This is a genomic window from Bradyrhizobium monzae (assembly GCF_021458635.1).
Classification (GTDB): domain Bacteria; phylum Pseudomonadota; class Alphaproteobacteria; order Rhizobiales; family Xanthobacteraceae; genus Bradyrhizobium.
Genome location: NZ_JAIRDQ010000010.1, coordinates 86,199 through 101,662, shown reverse-complemented (window position 1 = coordinate 101,662; position 15,464 = coordinate 86,199). Strand labels below are relative to the sequence as shown.

Annotated in this window: 20 protein-coding genes; 16 read left to right on the top strand and 4 right to left on the bottom strand. The window is 65.0% G+C overall.

Going from position 1 to position 15,464, the window contains the following annotated elements; all coding sequences use genetic code 11:
• The first annotated feature begins 30 nt into the window (after positions 1 to 30).
• From K3F49_RS29825 to K3F49_RS29805, 5 genes are all read left to right on the top strand, one after another.
• Positions 31 to 276 (top strand): acyl carrier protein, encoded by a 246-nt coding sequence (locus K3F49_RS29825; RefSeq protein ID WP_025032285.1) that lies wholly within the window; start codon positions 31 to 33, stop codon positions 274 to 276.
• Positions 263 to 1,645 carry a class I adenylate-forming enzyme family protein gene (locus K3F49_RS29820; protein WP_234684473.1) on the top strand — a complete coding sequence of 461 codons (1,383 nt, stop codon included), beginning with the start codon at positions 263 to 265 and terminating at the stop codon, positions 1,643 to 1,645. The genes K3F49_RS29825 and K3F49_RS29820 overlap by 14 nt, the downstream gene beginning before the upstream one ends.
• Positions 1,638 to 2,360 carry an SDR family NAD(P)-dependent oxidoreductase gene (locus tag K3F49_RS29815; RefSeq protein WP_234684472.1) on the top strand — a complete coding sequence of 241 codons (723 nt, stop codon included), beginning with the start codon at positions 1,638 to 1,640 and terminating at the stop codon, positions 2,358 to 2,360. Before K3F49_RS29820 ends, K3F49_RS29815 begins: the two co-directional genes overlap by 8 nt.
• A 127-nt stretch (positions 2,361 to 2,487) precedes the next feature.
• Positions 2,488 to 2,748 carry a hypothetical protein gene (locus K3F49_RS29810; RefSeq protein WP_234684471.1) on the top strand — a complete coding sequence of 87 codons (261 nt, stop codon included), beginning with the start codon at positions 2,488 to 2,490 and terminating at the stop codon, positions 2,746 to 2,748.
• A 207-nt stretch (positions 2,749 to 2,955) separates the two neighbouring features.
• Positions 2,956 to 4,107 (top strand): DUF3095 domain-containing protein, encoded by a 1,152-nt coding sequence (locus tag K3F49_RS29805; protein ID WP_234684470.1) that lies wholly within the window; start codon positions 2,956 to 2,958, stop codon positions 4,105 to 4,107.
• Here K3F49_RS29805 and K3F49_RS29800 read toward each other — a convergent pair.
• Both K3F49_RS29800 and K3F49_RS29795 read right to left on the bottom strand, forming a co-directional pair.
• Positions 4,104 to 4,544 (bottom strand): DUF2147 domain-containing protein, encoded by a 441-nt coding sequence (locus K3F49_RS29800; RefSeq protein ID WP_234684469.1) that lies wholly within the window; start codon positions 4,542 to 4,544, stop codon positions 4,104 to 4,106. The two genes, K3F49_RS29805 and K3F49_RS29800, sit on opposite strands and share 4 nt — an antisense overlap.
• A 100-nt stretch (positions 4,545 to 4,644) precedes the next feature.
• Positions 4,645 to 5,172: a GNAT family N-acetyltransferase gene (locus K3F49_RS29795; RefSeq protein ID WP_234684468.1), complete on the bottom strand. Its 528-nt coding sequence runs from the start codon at positions 5,170 to 5,172 to the stop codon at positions 4,645 to 4,647.
• Between the two features lie 209 nt (positions 5,173 to 5,381).
• Between K3F49_RS29795 and K3F49_RS29790 the strand changes: the two genes are divergently transcribed.
• The 11 genes from K3F49_RS29790 (at position 5,382) to K3F49_RS29740 (ending at position 13,349) form a co-directional block, all read left to right on the top strand.
• Complete coding sequence (locus tag K3F49_RS29790; RefSeq protein WP_234684467.1) at positions 5,382 to 5,978, top strand: superoxide dismutase; 597 nt, start codon at positions 5,382 to 5,384, stop codon at positions 5,976 to 5,978.
• Positions 5,979 to 6,157: 179 nt separating this feature from the next.
• On the top strand, positions 6,158 to 6,769 hold the full coding sequence (locus tag K3F49_RS29785; protein WP_234684466.1) for a permease: 612 nt from the start codon (positions 6,158 to 6,160) through the stop codon (positions 6,767 to 6,769).
• Entirely contained in the window at positions 6,766 to 7,266 is a 501-nt protein-coding gene (locus K3F49_RS29780) for a hypothetical protein (protein ID WP_008138982.1), read from the top strand. Before K3F49_RS29785 ends, K3F49_RS29780 begins: the two co-directional genes overlap by 4 nt.
• 44 nt (positions 7,267 to 7,310) lie before the next feature.
• Positions 7,311 to 7,535 (top strand): hypothetical protein, encoded by a 225-nt coding sequence (locus K3F49_RS29775; protein WP_234684465.1) that lies wholly within the window; start codon positions 7,311 to 7,313, stop codon positions 7,533 to 7,535.
• 2 nt (positions 7,536 to 7,537) lie between these two features.
• Positions 7,538 to 8,293, top strand: coding sequence for a metal ABC transporter ATP-binding protein (locus K3F49_RS29770; RefSeq protein WP_234684464.1), 756 nt, complete (start codon positions 7,538 to 7,540; stop codon positions 8,291 to 8,293).
• Between the two features lie 6 nt (positions 8,294 to 8,299).
• The gene (locus K3F49_RS29765) at positions 8,300 to 9,169 is read left to right on the top strand and encodes a metal ABC transporter permease (RefSeq protein ID WP_234684463.1); all 870 of its coding nucleotides are present in this window, start codon (positions 8,300 to 8,302) and stop codon (positions 9,167 to 9,169) included.
• A 5-nt stretch (positions 9,170 to 9,174) separates the two neighbouring features.
• Positions 9,175 to 10,038: a metal ABC transporter solute-binding protein, Zn/Mn family gene (locus K3F49_RS29760; protein ID WP_234684647.1), complete on the top strand. Its 864-nt coding sequence runs from the start codon at positions 9,175 to 9,177 to the stop codon at positions 10,036 to 10,038.
• Between the two features lie 69 nt (positions 10,039 to 10,107).
• Positions 10,108 to 11,151, top strand: a complete 1,044-nt coding sequence (locus K3F49_RS29755) for a CobW family GTP-binding protein (protein ID WP_234684462.1) — start codon at positions 10,108 to 10,110, stop codon at positions 11,149 to 11,151.
• A complete protein-coding gene (locus K3F49_RS29750) occupies positions 11,151 to 12,170 on the top strand; it encodes a WD40 repeat domain-containing protein (RefSeq protein ID WP_234684461.1) in 1,020 nt (339 codons plus the stop codon). Before K3F49_RS29755 ends, K3F49_RS29750 begins: the two co-directional genes overlap by 1 nt.
• A gap of 30 nt (positions 12,171 to 12,200) precedes the next feature.
• Complete coding sequence (locus tag K3F49_RS29745; protein ID WP_234684460.1) at positions 12,201 to 12,917, top strand: MgtC/SapB family protein; 717 nt, start codon at positions 12,201 to 12,203, stop codon at positions 12,915 to 12,917.
• Between the two features lie 93 nt (positions 12,918 to 13,010).
• Positions 13,011 to 13,349, top strand: coding sequence for a hypothetical protein (locus K3F49_RS29740; RefSeq protein ID WP_234684459.1), 339 nt, complete (start codon positions 13,011 to 13,013; stop codon positions 13,347 to 13,349).
• Positions 13,350 to 13,461: 112 nt separating this feature from the next.
• Here K3F49_RS29740 and K3F49_RS29735 read toward each other — a convergent pair whose 3' ends face one another.
• Positions 13,462 to 14,904 carry a homospermidine synthase gene (locus tag K3F49_RS29735; RefSeq protein WP_234684458.1) on the bottom strand — a complete coding sequence of 481 codons (1,443 nt, stop codon included), beginning with the start codon at positions 14,902 to 14,904 and terminating at the stop codon, positions 13,462 to 13,464.
• Between the two features lie 49 nt (positions 14,905 to 14,953).
• Positions 14,954 to 15,343: a RidA family protein gene (locus K3F49_RS29730; protein WP_234684457.1), complete on the bottom strand. Its 390-nt coding sequence runs from the start codon at positions 15,341 to 15,343 to the stop codon at positions 14,954 to 14,956.
• Positions 15,344 to 15,464: the final 121 nt, after the last annotated feature.

The following is a 15,464-nucleotide window of genomic DNA, read 5'->3' as shown; positions in this document are numbered from 1 at the left end:
TCGATTAACTAAGGAAGAGGCGAGCCAGCCATGTCGGTACGATCCAAAGTCATTGAAGCGATCCAGCAGATCGCCAAAGAGCAGCACGTCACGCTTCCCGTACTCTCGGACGATCTGTCCCTGCACGAGACGGGATTTGACTCGCTGGCTTTCGCGATCCTGGTCGCGCGTCTCGAGGACGAGACCGGCGTCGATCCCTTCACCATTTCCGAGGACGCCGCGTTCCCCGCCACCGTGGGTGATTTCGTGCGGGCCTACGAAAATGTCCCCGCGTGAGATCTTCGCGCTCCGCGACCACCTTGGCGCGGAGCTGACGGGCCGTACGCTGTCGGATGCGCACCATGTGGTGTCGCTGACCGATATCTTGTCGCAGACCGTCCTCGGCGGCCGCCTGCGCGAGCTGTCCGGCCGCGCGGTCTTGCTGAAACTGTCGGACCAGCTCCGGTCGGGGCTCGCCATGATCGAGCTCGACGGCATCGCCCGCCGCATGCTGCTGTGTCCGCCGGATCTTAATCCGGCGCACCTGGACGCGTTGATCGCCGATGCCGGGGTCGATGCCGTCGTCACCGACGAGCCCGATCGCTGGGCCGCGACCGGCGTGTCGTTGGTCATTACTGCACAATTGCCGCTTCAAGCCACGGCGCCTGCGCAGACCGAGCGCGCGACCGAATGGCTGATGCTGACCTCGGGCACATCAGGCGTGCCGAAAATCGTCGGCCATACGCTGGAGGCGCTCACCGGCGCCATCGTCGCCGAAGGCCCGGCCAGGGGACCCGCGCCGGTCTGGGCCACGTTCTATGATATCCGCCGCTATGGCGGCCTGCAGATCTTCCTTCGCGCGATCCTCTCCGGCGGCTCGATGGTGCTGTCGGACCCGCACGAGGCGCTCGCCGATCACGTCGTGCGGCTGAACGCGCGCGGCGTCTCGCACATCTCCGGTACGCCCTCGCACTGGCGCAAGCTTCTGATGAGCGGCTCGGCCGCGCAGTTCGCGCCGGGCTATGTCCGCCTCTCCGGCGAGATCGCCGACCAGGCGGTGCTCGACGGCCTCAAGGCCGCATTCCCCAATTCCTCCGTCGGCCATGCCTATGCCTCGACCGAGGCCGGCGTCGGCTTCGCCGTCAATGACGGGCTCGAGGGCTTTCCGGCGAACTATCTCGGCAACCGCAACGGCGTCGAGATGAAGGTGGTCGACGGCTCGCTGCGGATTCGCTCGACGCGGACGGCGCATGCTTATATCGGCCGCAACGCGGCTGCGCTCGCCGACGGCGACGGTTTCGTCGACAGCGGTGATATCGTCGAACTGCGCGGGGGCCGCTATTATTTCGTCGGCCGCCGCGGCGGCATCATCAATATCGGCGGGCTGAAAGTTCACCCCGAGGAGATCGAGGCGGCGATCAACCGTCATCCCGACGTGCGGATGTCGCGGGCGAAATCGCGGAAGAGCCCGATCACGGGCGGCATCGTCGTCGCGGACGTGATCCTCGCCGACGGCACCGACCAGGCACGCGCGAAGGAAATTCGCGACCAGATCCTGGATCAGTGCCGCGCGCACCTGTCGTCCCACAAGGTGCCGGCGGTGATCCGCTTCGTCGACGCGCTCGACGTCACCCCGGCCGGCAAACTGGCGCGCACCGATGCATAATGTTCTCGTCACCGGCGGCAGCCGCGGCATTGGTCTTTCGATCGGCAAGCGTCTGGTCAGTGCCGGCTACAACGTGATCGCCGCCGCGCGACGCGAGAGCGACGAGCTCGGGGCTGCGATCGCCGCCTCCGAGGGCCGCCTGCATTTTCGCGCCTGCGATCTCGCGGTGATCGACGCGATCCCCGCCTTCGCAAAGCTCGTGCGCGATGAATTCGGCCCGACCTACGGCCTCGTCAACAATGCCGGTCTCGGCACCGAGGGCCTGCTCGCGACCATGCACAATTCGGAGATCGAGGCGCTGGTGCAGCTCAACGTGCTGTCGCCGATCATCCTCACCAAATATGTCGCGCGCCAGATGATGGCCGATGGCGCCGGCCGCATCATCAACATCTCCTCGATCATCGCGACGACGGGCTATAACGGCCTCTCGGTCTATGGCGCGACCAAGGCCGCCGCCACCGGCTTCACCCGCTCGCTCGCGCGCGAGGTCGGCAAGCTCGGCATCACCGTGAACGCGATCGCGCCCGGATTCATCGATACCGAGCTGACGCATAACCTCTCCGACGAGAGCCGCAAGCGCATCGCCGGCCGTAGCGCGCTGCGTCGCCTGCCGGAGACCGACGACGTCGCGCGCATGGTGGAATATCTGCTCGGCGAGGGCGGCCGTAACGTCACCGGTACCGTGTTCACGATCGACGCCGGCAACACGGCCTAAGACGGAACTCCGCCGTCACGATCGGGTTGATCCGGCGCAATGACATTGAGCCGGATTTGGTCGTAAGATGCCGCGTCCTCGATTGGGTTACGTCAATCGAACTGCCCTAAACCACAGGGAGCAGTCCATGGCTTCTCAAAATTTGGCCTCTCGAAATTTGGCTTCTCAAAATGCGGCCACGCCAAACATCACCGTTGCGGGTTCTGGCCAATCGCCCGTGGAGCTTTCGCCCGCGAAATTGGACGATGCCCGCTGCCCGCCGATGTCGCATCAAAACTCCGGCAGCCATGGCCACGAAATGTATCCGCAGCAATTCGTGCGGCTGATCGGCTGTCATGACGCCGCTCTCGATGCCTTGCGTAAGCGCGAGAGCGAAAAGCTGCATTAGCCCATATCGCCTATTCCCAATGCGCGCGAAGCCGGCTCTGGATCCTGTCGGCTATTGCATCTGATTGTGCTCGCCGGCGCGAGCAGGCATCTTGTTGTCTAACCCGTTTCGGCAAATGATGCGCTGCCTTTTCGGGGGAGCCGCCGGCGAACCCCAATCGGTCCCGCCACGTATCTCGTCTCACCTGCAACCCGACCGGCTTATGCAATGAGCGCCGATTCCTTTTACGGCAGCATCCCTGTCTTCCGCGGCTTCACCAGCCTGATGGAGCCAAAACACTATTCGCCGCTGCCGGAGGACTGGAGCGTCGGTGTCGCCGACATCGTCGATTCCACCAAGGCCATCGCGGCGCAGCGCTACAAGGCGGTCAACATGGCCGGCGCCGCCGTGATCGCGGCGGTGACGAATGCGCTGGAAGGACGCGAATTTCCCTTCGTGTTCGGCGGTGACGGCGCCAGTTTTGCGGTCGCGCCGGCCGATCTCGACGCGGCGCGCGAAGCTTTGGCTGCGACGGCGAGTTGGGTGCGGCAAGACCTCGATCTCAAAATGCGCGTCGCGCTGGTGCCGGTGAGCGCCATCCGTGCGAAAGGTCTCGACGTGCGCGTCGCGCGCTTCGGTCCGTCGGCCAATCTGTCATATGCGATGTTCTCCGGTGGCGGGCTAGCCTTCGCCGACGCCGCGATGAAGCGCGGCGAGTTCGCCGTCGCTGAGGCGCCCTCAGGCACGCAGCCCGATCTCTCCGGCCTGTCCTGCCGCTTCGAGGTGATACCGGCCTCGCGCGGGCTGATCCTGTCGGTGCTGGTGATGCCGGCAAGCGGCGCCGACCCGCAGGCCTTCCGCAAGGTGATCGAGGACATCATTCATCTCGTCGAGCACAGCCCGGATGCGGGGCGTCCCGTGCCATCGCAGGGGCCGCCGCTGAAATGGCCGCCGCAGGGCCTGGACTACGAGGCGCGCGCGATCCGTGGCGGGTCGTTGCTCAGGCGCCGCGCCGGTCTGCTCGCCTATACGTTTTTCGCTTATGTCCTGATGCGCTTCGACATCAAGGTCGGCGGCTTCCTGCCAAAAGTCTACAAGCGCCAGGTGGTCGAGAATTCCGACTTCCGCAAATATGACGACGGCCTGCGCATGATCCTCGACTGCACGCCGGAGCTCGAGCGAGCCCTGAGCGATCGTCTCGCGACCGCTGCGCGCGAGGGCGTCGTCCGCTATGGGCTCTATCAGCAGGATGCCGCGATGATGACCTGCTTCACGCCCTCGGCGCTGCGCAGCGACCACGTGCACTTCATCGACGGCGCGGGCGGCGGCTATGCCTCGGCGGCGACCGCGCTCAAGGTGATGGTGGCGGCCGCGACCTAGCGTCCCGCGCGCGTCCAGGTCTCGCCGCCGCAGAGCGCGCCGACGCAGCCTTCGACGCGCAGCGTCTCTGCTGATGTCACGGAGACGCTGCTCGCATAGGTGCTGCCGTCATCGGCGTTGTAGATCTGGCCCGACCATTTGTTCGGCCCCGATGATTGCATGCCGGAGAACAGCGGCAGGCCGATCATCGGTCGCCTGGCGAGTGCGGGATTGGGATTCTTGCTGTCGGTGGCGGGCTGGCCGGTCGCGGTGTCGGTGGGCTCTCGCAGCCAGACGATGACGCCGCAAATGCCGCCGCCGCATTTGCTGATCTTCACGCGGGCATCGCCAGCCTGGGTGAGCCAGGTCCCGCTCGCGTCAGCACTTTGCGCATGCGCGGCCGTCGTGCCGGACAGCGCAGCCAGGAGGACGGAGAGAATGGCGAATCTGCGGGACATGGAAGGGCCTCGAAATGGAGGCGTCTCCATAGCAGCAAATCAGAATCGTGCAACGCCCGATGGAATCACATTCCTGCGCTCATTTGCCCCAGTGAATATTTCACCACGGCAGGCCGCAGAGGTCGATGGAGCCGAGCGTCGGCGCACGGACGATGTCGAACACGTAGGGCGCCATATGGGTGAAGCGGATGCGGCCCTCAGGCTGCTCGCAATAGACCTCGCCGGTGAAGGCGCGCCATTTGCGGGCCTCGTAGAACGCGACATTGTGCGGCTCGCAGAACAGGATCGCGAAGCGAACCGCCTCGTTGGCACGCATGGTATGCACCGCCGCGTCGATCGCCATGGTGGCATAGCCGCGGCCCCGCCGATCCTCACGCGTACAGACGCCGCCGATGCCGCCGACATGCGCTTTCTGTCCATTCCAGGTGATGGTGCGGAAATAGATGCCGACGTGGCAGACGAGGCCGTCCTCAGGCGTCTCGATCAGCACGCGCAGATCGGCATGGGCCCATTTGACGCGGCTCCAGGACGGCTTCTCGGCGGCGTCGCGTCCCCAGACTGCGCTGAGCAGCGGTTGTGCGATCGGCCACGCGGCGTCGCCGTTCAGAATGTCGATTTCGATGCTCATGGTGGTCGCAACTCTGCTCCGTGACACATTCGTTCTGCCATAAGCGCTTCAAAGGCAATGATATTTTTCGCGGACTTGAAAGTTGTGCAATCAAGCCATGCCGTCGCAATCGCGCCTTTTCGCAAATTCGCGGTATTTAACGGCGCAGGAACCTTCTATAAGGGATGACCGTTAGAACAAGTTCTCCACCCAGTTGCGGACAAGAACCCATGACATTCACGCTGCCCCCACTCCCTTACGCCTATGACGCCCTCGGCCAGTTCATGTCGAAGGAGACGCTGGAATTCCACCACGACAAGCATCACCAGGCCTACGTCACCAACGGCAACAACGCGCTCAAGGGCACCGAATGGGAAGGCAAGTCCCTTGAGGAGATCGTCAAGGGCTCGTTCGGCAAGAACCCCGCAGTGTTCAACAACGCCGGCCAGCACTACAACCACATTCACTTCTGGAGCTGGATGAAGCCCAATGGCGGCGGCACCAAGCTGCCGGGCAAGCTCGAGAAGAAGATCAACGAGGACCTCGGCGGCTTCGAGAAGTTCAAGACGGACTTCCAGGCGGCCGGCGTCGGCCAGTTCGGCTCCGGCTGGGCCTGGCTCCAGGTCAAGAACGGCAAGCTCGAAATCGCCAAGACCCCGAACGGCGAGAATCCGCTGGTGCACGGCGCGACCCCGATCCTCGGCGTCGACGTCTGGGAGCACTCCTATTACATCGACTATCGCAACCGCCGTCCCGACTATCTCAAGGCGTTCGTCGAGAACCTCGTGAACTGGGAATACGTCGAGTCCCTGTTCGACAAGGTCTGAGTCAATCTCACCGGAATCGCGAAAGGCGGTCGCTCACGCGGCCGCCTTTTTGCTGTGCGGAATTGACTGATTGAGCCAGTCCTGCGCGGTGTGCGCACGGGTCTGTCATCGTTCCGTTTGCATCGCCTCGACGGCGCCCTTAATCAGGATTGGCATCACCCTCGAGCCGACCAAGCCCGTTGTCAGAACCGTCGCCGAAAAGTCCCGCGCCTGCCGAGGACGTGGAGTCCGAGCCGCGGCCGGGACGCGCGCGCAAGCCAATCGGCTGGTCGACCATCATCATCGCGGCACTGGTGGCGGTGAGCGCAGGGCTGGTCTGGCGGCGTGACGGCACCGAGGGTGTCCTGGAAATTCTCACCCACGATCTCTCGCTGTTCGGCGGCATCTTGCCGCGCGTGCTGGCGGGCTGCCTGCTCGGCGCCTTCATCTCGGAAATCCTGCCGCACGAAAAAGTCTCGCGCTCGCTCGGGCCGAAATCCGGCCTGAAGGGCCTTTTGATCGGCACCGCCTTCGGTGCGATCCTGCCCGGGGGCCCCTTCACCGCCTATCCGGTGGCGAGCGCGCTGCTGGCGGTCGGGGCCGATTTCGGCGCCACCATCGCCATGGTCGTGAGCTGGACCCTGATCGGCTACGGCCGCGCGGTGGCCTGGGAAATCCCGATCATGGGCACCGACTTCACGCTGTGGCGGATCGTGATCTCGCTGCCGCTCCCAGTGCTCGCCGGTGCACTCGGCCGTTTCGTCTATGTCCGGCTCTATCCGAAGCGCGAGAGCGACGAGGACGCGGCATGAGCGCAGCGCTCCTGATCGACATCCTGTTGTGGGGCTCCGTGTTCGGCGTCGGCCTGATCGCCTTCCGTCGTGGCCCTCCGGTGTTCAAGGCCTCGCTGCGTGAAGGCTCGATGGATTTCATCAACATCGTGCCGCGGATCGCGCTCGGCGTGATCGGCTCCGGCTACATCGCCGCCATCATCCCGCAGGAGGTGATCACCGGCTGGCTCGGGCCGGACAGCGGCTGGCTCGGGGTTGCAACCGCCGTGGTCGCCGGCGCCGCCACGCCCGGTGGCCCGGTGATCGGCTTTTCCATCGGCACCGTAGCGCTGAAGTCGGGCGGCGGGGTGCCGCAGGTGGTCGCCTATGTCGTGGCCTGGGCTCTGTTTGCCTTCCAGCGGGTGATTTTGTGGGAAATCCCGTTCATGCCGGCCCGTTTCGTCTGGTTCCGCTGCGCGGTTTCAGTGCCGTTCCCGTTCGTGGCGGCCGCCATCGCCATGGTGATCGGCAAGCCGTGAGCGGGCCGTGGACAAGGGTAATGTTATAATATAACGTCCCGGGCATGGTTCCCGCCGTGTCCCACGCCCCTCATCACGACCATTCCCATGACCACGGGCATTCGCACGGGCACGATCACACCCACGCCCATGTCCATGACGCGGCATCGCCGCATCCGGCCCAGGATGCGCCCTGGTCGATCCTGCGCATGACCATGGCCGGCCGCCTCTCGGCCGCCGTCGCCGTCTGCGCCGTGCTCTGGGGCGTCGTCTGGCTGGCGATGAGGTGACCATGGCAGCCGTGCACTTTCACAACGTCACGCTCGGCTATGACCGCCATCCGGCCGTGCACCATCTCAACGGCGAGGTCGCGCCCGGCGCGCTGGTTGCCGTGATCGGCCCCAACGGCGCCGGCAAGTCGACGCTGCTGCGCGGCATCGTCGGCATCCTCCGGCCGCTCGACGGCAGCATCCATCTCGGCGGGCTCGACAGCCGCGACATCGCCTATCTGCCGCAGAGCGCAGACATCGACCGCAGCTTTCCGATTTCGGTGTTCGATTTCGTCGGCACCGGGTTGTGGCGAGGGACAGGCCTGTTCGGCGGCATCGGCAAGGCCGCGCGCGAAAAAATCCTGCGCGCGATCGCCTCCGTCGGCCTCAACGGCTTCGAGAACAGGCCGATCGGCACGCTCTCCGGCGGCCAGATGCAGCGCGTGCTGTTCGCGCGCGTGCTGCTCCAGGACGCGCGCCTGATCGTGCTCGACGAGCCCTTCAACGCCATCGACAGCAAGACCACGACCGACCTGCTCGCGCTGGTGAAGCGCTGGCACAGCGAGGGCCGCACCGTGCTGGCCGCGCTGCATGACATGGAGATGGTGCGTACCCATTTCAGTGAGACGCTGGTGCTCGCCCGCGGCCCCGTGGCCTGGGGACCGACGGCGGAGGTGCTGACGCCGGAAAATCTGCTGGTCGCGATGCGGATGTGCGAAGCCTTCGACGACAGTGCGGCGGCCTGCGCGGCCGACGATGCCCGCTCGCGGGCGGCGTGATCATCGATGGTCTATGACGCGCTGATCGGTCCATTCACCGAATTCGAGTTCATGCGGCGGGCGCTCGCCGCGGTGATCGCGCTGTCGTTGGCGGGCGCGCCGATCGGCGTGTTCCTCATGCTGCGGCGGATGAGCCTCGTCGGCGACGCCATGGCGCACGCGATCCTGCCCGGTGCCGCCGTCGGCTTCCTGCTCTCCGGCCTCAATCTGTTCGCGATGACGGCCGGTGGCCTGATCGCCGGCTTTGCGGTCGCGATCCTCGCCGGCGTGGTCGCGCGATCGACCGGGTTGAAGGAGGATGCGTCGCTCGCGACCTTCTATCTGGCCTCGCTGGCGCTGGGCGTCACCATCGTCTCGATCAAGGGCACCAATATCGACCTGCTGCACGTGCTGTTCGGCAACATCCTCGCGATGGACGATCAGACGCTGCTGGTGGTCGCCTTCAACGCTACGGTGACGTTGCTCGTGCTGGCCGTGATCTATCGCCCCCTGGTGATCGAGAGCGTCGATCCCTTGTTTCTACGAACGGTGAGCCGCGCCGGCGGCCCCGCGCATCTCGCCTTCCTCGCGCTCGTCGTCATCAACCTCGTCAACGGCTTTCAGGCGCTCGGCACCTTGCTGGCGGTGGGCCTGATGATCCTGCCGGCGGGCATCGCGCGGTTCTGGTCGCGCGATCTCACCGTGATGATCTGCATCGCGGTCGTCGCGGCCGCCGTCTCGGGCTATGCCGGTCTCGTGCTGTCGTTCCAGACCCGCGTGCCCTCGGGCCCCGCGATCATTCTGGTGGCAACGATGATCTACATCGTCTCCGTCCTGTTCGGCCGCGTCGGCGGCATCGTCAGGCAGCTGTTTCCCGGCCGGCATCTGGAAGCATGACGATGATGCGGCGTCTCCTGCTTTGCGTGCTTCTGCTGATCGCCTCGCCGCTGCGCGCCGCGGAGCCGCTCAACGTCGTCGCGAGCTTCTCGATCCTCGGGGATTTCGTCCGCACCATTGGCGGTGATCGTGTCAGCGTCACGACGCTGGTCGGCCCCGACAGCGACGTCCATGTCTACACGCCGGCGCCATCCGACGCGAAGCGGATCGCGGACGCAAAACTCGTCATCGTCAACGGGCTCGGCCTCGAGGGCTGGCTGCCGCGGCTGGTGCAGTCTTCCGGCAGCAGGGCGACAATCGTAAACGCGAGTGCCGGCATCACGCCCTTGAAGCTCGGCTCGGCCGCAGACCCCCATGCCTGGCAGTCGGTCCCCAATGCCAGGGTCTATGTGGCTGATATCGCCAACGCGCTGGCCGCGGCCGCCCCCGATGATGCCGAGCTCTTCCGCACCCAGGCAAAAGCCTATCTGGAAAAGCTCGAAGCTCTCGACCGCGAGGTCCGCGAGGCCGTCGCCAAAATCCCACCTGAGCGGCGCAAGGTGATCTCGACCCATGATGCCTTCGGCTATTTCGCCGCCGAGTACGGTATCCAGTTCATCGCGCCCCTGGGGGTCTCCACGGAAACCGAGCCCAGCGCACGGGATATCGCGGCCATCATCGGCCAGATCAAGGCCGCGAGGATCCCGGCCGTTTTCCTGGAAAATATCAGCGATGACCGGCTGATCCGGCGGATCGCGGCCGAGACCGGGGCAAAGGTCGGCGGGACCCTGATTTCGGACGGTTTGACCGGCGAAAAGGGGTCTGCACCCACTTACATTGACATGGTCAGGCACAATATAAAGGCGCTGACCAGCGCGCTTGACCACTAGGGCAGGGGGCCACCCCGTCGGGGCGACCCCCGCCTTGCGTCGCGCGGAAAGCCCGAAGTCGGAGTTGTTATGTCTGAAGCGACCGCCTCCAAAATTCCCGTGACCGTCCTGACCGGCTATCTCGGTGCCGGCAAGACCACGTTGTTGAACCGCATCCTGTCGGAAAACCACGGCAAGAAATACGCCGTCATCGTCAACGAATTCGGCGAGATCGGCATCGACAACGACCTCATCATCGGCGCCGATGAGGAAGTGTTCGAGATGAACAACGGCTGCATCTGCTGCACCGTGCGCGGCGACCTCGTCCGCATCATGGACGGCTTAATGAAGCGCAAGGGCAAGTTCGACGCCATCATCGTCGAGACCACCGGCCTTGCCGATCCGGCGCCGGTCGCCCAGACCTTCTTCGTCGATGAGGATGTGCAGAAGAACGCGCGCCTCGACGCGGTGGTCACGGTCGCCGACGCCAAATGGCTGTCCGACCGTCTCAAGGACGCACCCGAGGCCAAGAACCAGATCGCCTTTGCGGACGTCATCGTGCTGAACAAGACCGATCTCGTTACCAAGCCGGAGCTTGCCGAGGTCGAGGCCCGCATCCGCGGCATCAACCCCTATGCCAAGCTGCACCGCACCGAGCGCTGCTCGGTGGCGCTGGCCGACGTGCTCGACCGCGGCGCGTTCGACCTCGACCGCATCCTCGACATCGAGCCGGATTTCCTCGAGGTCGACGATCATGACCACGACCACGATCATCACGGCCACGACCATCATCACCACCATGATCACGGCCACGGCCTGAAGCACTATCACGACGAGGACATGCAGTCGCTCTCGCTCAAGACCGACAAGCCGCTCGATCCGAACATGTTCATGCCCTGGCTCCAGAACCTGGTGCAGGTCGAGGGCGGCAAGATCCTGCGCTCCAAAGGCATCCTCGCCTTCCATGACGATGACGACCGCTACGTGTTCCAGGGCGTCCACATGATGCTGGAGGGCAACCATCAGCGGAAATGGAAGGAGGGCGAGCCGCGCGAGAGCCGCCTCGTCTTCATCGGCCGCGAATTGCCTGAAGAGCTCATTCGCGCGGGCTTCGAGAGCTGCATCGTCCCGTGATGAAAGAGTTTACGCCGGCTCCCGATTCCGCCTCGATCGTCTCCGTCACCGACCGCGTCAAGCCGGTTACGCTCGGCATGGGCGTGACCTCGCTACATTTCCTTGGTCCCCGCGCCGCCTTCGTCGGCGGCGAGGAGAACGTCGCTTTCGCTACGGCGAATGGTGAGGTCAGCAAAATTGCTGTCCACAGCGGCGGCATTCTCTCGACCGCTTCCGACGGCAAGCGCCTCGTGATGGGCGGCGACGACGGCAAGGTCGTCGCGCTCGACGCCAAGGGCGAGGTGACGCTGCTCGCCACCGATCCGAAGCGGCGCTGGATCGACGCGGTGGCGCTGCATCCGGATGGTGCCTACGCGTGGTCGGCCGGCAAGACCGCGACCGTCAAGAGCGGCAAGGCCGAGGAAAAGTCGCTCGAGGTACCCTCGACCGTCGGCGGCCTTGCGTTCGCGCCGAAGGGCCTGCGGCTCGCGATCGCGCATTACAACGGCGCGACGCTGTGGTTTCCCAACCTGGAAGGGTCAGCCGAATTCCTGCCCTGGGCGGGTTCGCATCTCGGCGTCACCTTCAGCCCGGACAACAAATTTTTGGTCACCACCATGCATGAGTCGGCGCTGCACGGCTGGCGGCTCGCCGATAACAGGCACATGCGCATGACCGGTTATCCCGGTCGCGTCCGCTCGATGTCCTGGAGCGCGGGTGGCAAGGGGTTGGCGACCTCGGGTGCCGACACCGTCATCATATGGCCGTTCGCCAGCAAGGACGGCCCGATGGGCAAGGAGCCCGCGATGCTGGCGCCATTGCAGGCGCGCGTGTCGGTCGTCGCCTGCCACCCCAAGAACGACATCCTGGCCGCCGGCTATAGCGACGGCACCGTGCTGATGGTGCGTCTGGAAGATGGTGCCGAGATCCTGGTTCGCCGCAACGGCACGCCGCCGGTGGCGGGGCTCGCCTGGAACGCCAAGGGCACGCTGCTGGCCTTCGCCGACGAAAATGGGGATGGCGGCCTGCTGGAGCTTTGATCTGTCATCGTTCCGGCCGTATAGGGGACCATGCGGTTCCTGACGACCTTCCAGATCGCTGATTTCGCCGACACGCTGGTCAGCCTGTTCACGGCCTTCGTGCTGGGCACGCTGATCGGCGCCGAGCGGCAATATCGCCAGCGCACCGCGGGCCTGCGCACCAATGTACTGGTTGCGGTCGGTGCCGCCGCCTTCGTCGATCTTGCCATGCATCTGACCGGCGCCGACGGCGCGGTCCGGGTGATCTCCTACGTCGTGTCCGGCATCGGCTTCCTTGGCGCGGGCGTCATCATGAAACAGGGCATGGACGTGCGCGGGCTCAATACCGCGGCGACGCTGTGGACTTCGGCCGCCGTCGGCTCCTGCGCCGGGGCCGACTTGGTCGCACAGGCAGCGGCGCTCACCGTGTTCGTCATCGCCGGCAACACCATGCTGCGTCCGCTGGTCAACGCCATCAACCGCATCCCGTTGAATGAGAAGACCTCGGAGGCGACTTATTACTTCAAGCTCGCGGTCGCGACCGATGCGCTACCCGATATGCGCGACCGTCTGATCGACAGGCTCGAGGCCGCGAAATATCCGGTGGCCGATGTCGACGTCGTCGAGATCGGGGAGAACGTTCTGGAGATCGTCGCAAAGCTGGTAGCGTCCGCGGTCGATCCGAACGAGCTGAATGTGGTCGCGACCGATCTCCAGCACCTCCCGGGCGTGCGCCACGCCACCTGGGAAGTCAGCACCACGGAGTAGGCGCGGCGCGCAAACGCGCGGTTCCCGCCTCTCCGGGCACGGAACCCGCGCGCGCCAGCTTCGTTGATTCCGTGGACAAAGGCGGTGATCGACATGCCCGGCCAAGATGACAAGCGCAGACTGAAGCTCGACCTGACAATTGCCTGCTCGCTGTTCGCAGCAGGCGTCGTGGTGTCAGTGATGTCGCTGGCGCAAATCCGCGCCGAGAACCGGATGGAGCTGGCGCAGGCGACGCAGCCGCTGCAGGGCACTCCGTCCAACGATCAGGACAAGACGCCGGCCGAGGCAAAGCCCGGCGGTGACCGACCGACCACGCCGGCCCCGGAGCCCGCGCGCCCCGATCCGCAGACGCAGGGCGCGGCAGGCGCGGCCAAACCGGCATTGCCGCCCGCACCGGCAGAGAAGATCGCGCCGCCGATTGAGAAGAAGTAGGTCTTTCCGTCATTCCGGGGCGCGCGCAGCGCGAGCCCGGAAATCCATTCGCAGTCTCTGAGGCCCGATGGATTCCGGGCGCGCGCCAAGTGGCGCGCCCCGGAATGACGGGCTACCGCACCAGAATATTCTTGAACTGCCAGGGATCGCTGGTGTCGATATCTTCCGGGAACAGTCCCGGGCGATCCGTCAGCGGCGTCCAGTCGGTGTAGAAACCCTTCACCGGGCCGAGATACGGCAGCTGGATTTCCAGCAGGCGGTCGAAATCCATCTCGTCGGCTTCGACGATGCCCTCCTTCGGGTTTTCAAGCGCCCAGACCATGCCGCCGAGCACGGCGGAGGTCACCTGCAGGCCGGTGGCGTTCTGATAGGGCGCGAGCTTGCGGGTCTCCTCGATCGAGAGCTGCGAGCCATACCAATAGGCGTTGTTGTCGTGGCCGAACAGCAGCACGCCGAGCTCGTCGATGCCGTCGACGATCTCGTTCTCGTCGAGGATGTGGTGCTTCTCCTGCATCCTGGCGGCGCGGCCGAACATCTCATGCAGCGACAGCACGGCATCGTCGGCCGGATGATAGGCATAGTGGCAGGTCGGCCGATAGACCGCCTTGCCGGATGCATCGCGCACCGTGAAGTAATCGGAGATCGAGATCGACTCGTTGTGGGTGACGAGGAAGCCGTATTGCGCGCCGCGGGTCGGGCACCAGGTGCGCACGCGCGTGTTGGCGCCGGGTTGCATCAAATAGATGGCAGCGCCGCAGCCGGCTTCGTGGGTATGCGCGTTTTCGGGCATCCATTTTTCGTGGGTGCCCCAACCGAGCTCGGACGGCTGCACGCCTTCCGAGAGGAAACCTTCCACCGACCAGGTGTTGACGAACACGTCAGGCTCCTTCGGCTTCTTGGCGCGCTGGGTGTCGCGTTCGGCGATGTGGACGCCCTTGATGCCGGCCTGCCGCATCAGATCCGCCCATTCGGCCTTGGTCTTCGGCTTGGGGGCATTGAGCTTCAGATCGGCCGCGACGTTGAGCAGCGCCTGCTTGACGAAGAAGGAGACCATGCCGGGATTGGCGCCGCAGCAGGACACGGCCGTGGTCGAGCCCGCGGGGCGCGCCTTCTTGGCGGCCAGCGTCACTTCGCGCAGGGCGTAGTTGGAGCGCGCTTCCGGTCCCTTCGTCGAATCGAAATAGAAGCCGAGCCAGGGCTCGTTGACGGTGTCGATATAGAGCGCGCCGAGCTCGTTGCAGAGCTCCATGATGTCGGTCGAGCCGGTGTCGACCGAGAGGTTGACGCAAAAGCCCTGGCCGCCGCCTTCGGTGAGCAGCGGGGTCAGCAATTCGCGGTAATTGTCCCGGGTCACGGCCTTCTGAATGAAGCGCACATTCTGCTTCTCGCAATGCGCCTTGCGGCCCTCGTCCTTGGGATCGATCACGGTGACGCGCGACTTGTCGTAATCGAGATGCCGCTCGATCATCGGCAGCGTGCCTTTGCCGATGGAGCCGAAGCCGACCATGACGATGGGACCAGTGATCTTCGCGTAGATCTGCGAGGTGGGGCTCATGGATGGTTTCTCCGGAACGTGCTTGGCGGACAGAGGGGTGACGAATGGATCAGGCGCTGCGGCGCTTGGCGGTGATTTCGATTTCGACCTTCATTTCGGGCTTGTAGAGCGCCGAGACGGCGACGAGCGTTGCCGCTGGCCGGATATTGCCGAGGACTTCGCCGCAGACGGCGAAATGCGCGTCCGCATCCTTGATGTCGGTGAGGTAGTAGGTCACGCGGACCACGTCGGCCATCTCGAAACCGCCCTCCTTCAGGGCCGCTTCGATGGTCTTGAAGCAGTTGCGTGACTGGCTCGTGACATCGGCCGGCATGGTCATCGTGGTGTAGTCATAGCCGGTGGTTCCCGCGACGAAGGCGAACTCGCCGTCGATCACGGCGCGGCTGTATCCGGCGGTCTTCTCGAAGGGGGAGCCGGTGGAAATCAGGCGACGGGACATCGGTTCGGCCTCGACTGAAAGGGGGAATTTCGTGGGGTTAAAGGGCGTTTCCGGGATTGGTGCAACCCCAAAGGAATAGAGCCCGGCGAAGGCGCGGCCGGGCGTTGCCGCTCAATGCGGC

What these genes read in the sequence shown, in the direction of transcription:
- K3F49_RS29825 (WP_025032285.1), top strand. Translation starts at nt 31, where the DNA reads ATGTCGGTACGATCCAAAGTCATTGAAGCGATCCAGCAGATCGCCAAA.
- K3F49_RS29820 (WP_234684473.1), top strand. Translation starts at nt 263, where the DNA reads ATGTCCCCGCGTGAGATCTTCGCGCTCCGCGACCACCTTGGCGCGGAG.
- K3F49_RS29815 (WP_234684472.1), top strand. Translation starts at nt 1,638, where the DNA reads ATGCATAATGTTCTCGTCACCGGCGGCAGCCGCGGCATTGGTCTTTCG.
- K3F49_RS29810 (WP_234684471.1), top strand. Translation starts at nt 2,488, where the DNA reads ATGGCTTCTCAAAATTTGGCCTCTCGAAATTTGGCTTCTCAAAATGCG.
- K3F49_RS29805 (WP_234684470.1), top strand. Translation starts at nt 2,956, where the DNA reads ATGAGCGCCGATTCCTTTTACGGCAGCATCCCTGTCTTCCGCGGCTTC.
- K3F49_RS29800 (WP_234684469.1), bottom strand. Translation starts at nt 4,544, where the DNA reads ATGTCCCGCAGATTCGCCATTCTCTCCGTCCTCCTGGCTGCGCTGTCC.
- K3F49_RS29795 (WP_234684468.1), bottom strand. Translation starts at nt 5,172, where the DNA reads ATGAGCATCGAAATCGACATTCTGAACGGCGACGCCGCGTGGCCGATC.
- K3F49_RS29790 (WP_234684467.1), top strand. Translation starts at nt 5,382, where the DNA reads ATGACATTCACGCTGCCCCCACTCCCTTACGCCTATGACGCCCTCGGC.
- K3F49_RS29780 (WP_008138982.1), top strand. Translation starts at nt 6,766, where the DNA reads ATGAGCGCAGCGCTCCTGATCGACATCCTGTTGTGGGGCTCCGTGTTC.
- K3F49_RS29775 (WP_234684465.1), top strand. Translation starts at nt 7,311, where the DNA reads ATGGTTCCCGCCGTGTCCCACGCCCCTCATCACGACCATTCCCATGAC.
- K3F49_RS29770 (WP_234684464.1), top strand. Translation starts at nt 7,538, where the DNA reads ATGGCAGCCGTGCACTTTCACAACGTCACGCTCGGCTATGACCGCCAT.
- K3F49_RS29765 (WP_234684463.1), top strand. Translation starts at nt 8,300, where the DNA reads ATGGTCTATGACGCGCTGATCGGTCCATTCACCGAATTCGAGTTCATG.
- K3F49_RS29760 (WP_234684647.1), top strand. Translation starts at nt 9,175, where the DNA reads ATGCGGCGTCTCCTGCTTTGCGTGCTTCTGCTGATCGCCTCGCCGCTG.
- K3F49_RS29755 (WP_234684462.1), top strand. Translation starts at nt 10,108, where the DNA reads ATGTCTGAAGCGACCGCCTCCAAAATTCCCGTGACCGTCCTGACCGGC.
- K3F49_RS29750 (WP_234684461.1), top strand. Translation starts at nt 11,151, where the DNA reads ATGAAAGAGTTTACGCCGGCTCCCGATTCCGCCTCGATCGTCTCCGTC.
- K3F49_RS29745 (WP_234684460.1), top strand. Translation starts at nt 12,201, where the DNA reads ATGCGGTTCCTGACGACCTTCCAGATCGCTGATTTCGCCGACACGCTG.
- K3F49_RS29740 (WP_234684459.1), top strand. Translation starts at nt 13,011, where the DNA reads ATGCCCGGCCAAGATGACAAGCGCAGACTGAAGCTCGACCTGACAATT.
- K3F49_RS29735 (WP_234684458.1), bottom strand. Translation starts at nt 14,904, where the DNA reads ATGAGCCCCACCTCGCAGATCTACGCGAAGATCACTGGTCCCATCGTC.
- K3F49_RS29730 (WP_234684457.1), bottom strand. Translation starts at nt 15,343, where the DNA reads ATGTCCCGTCGCCTGATTTCCACCGGCTCCCCCTTCGAGAAGACCGCC.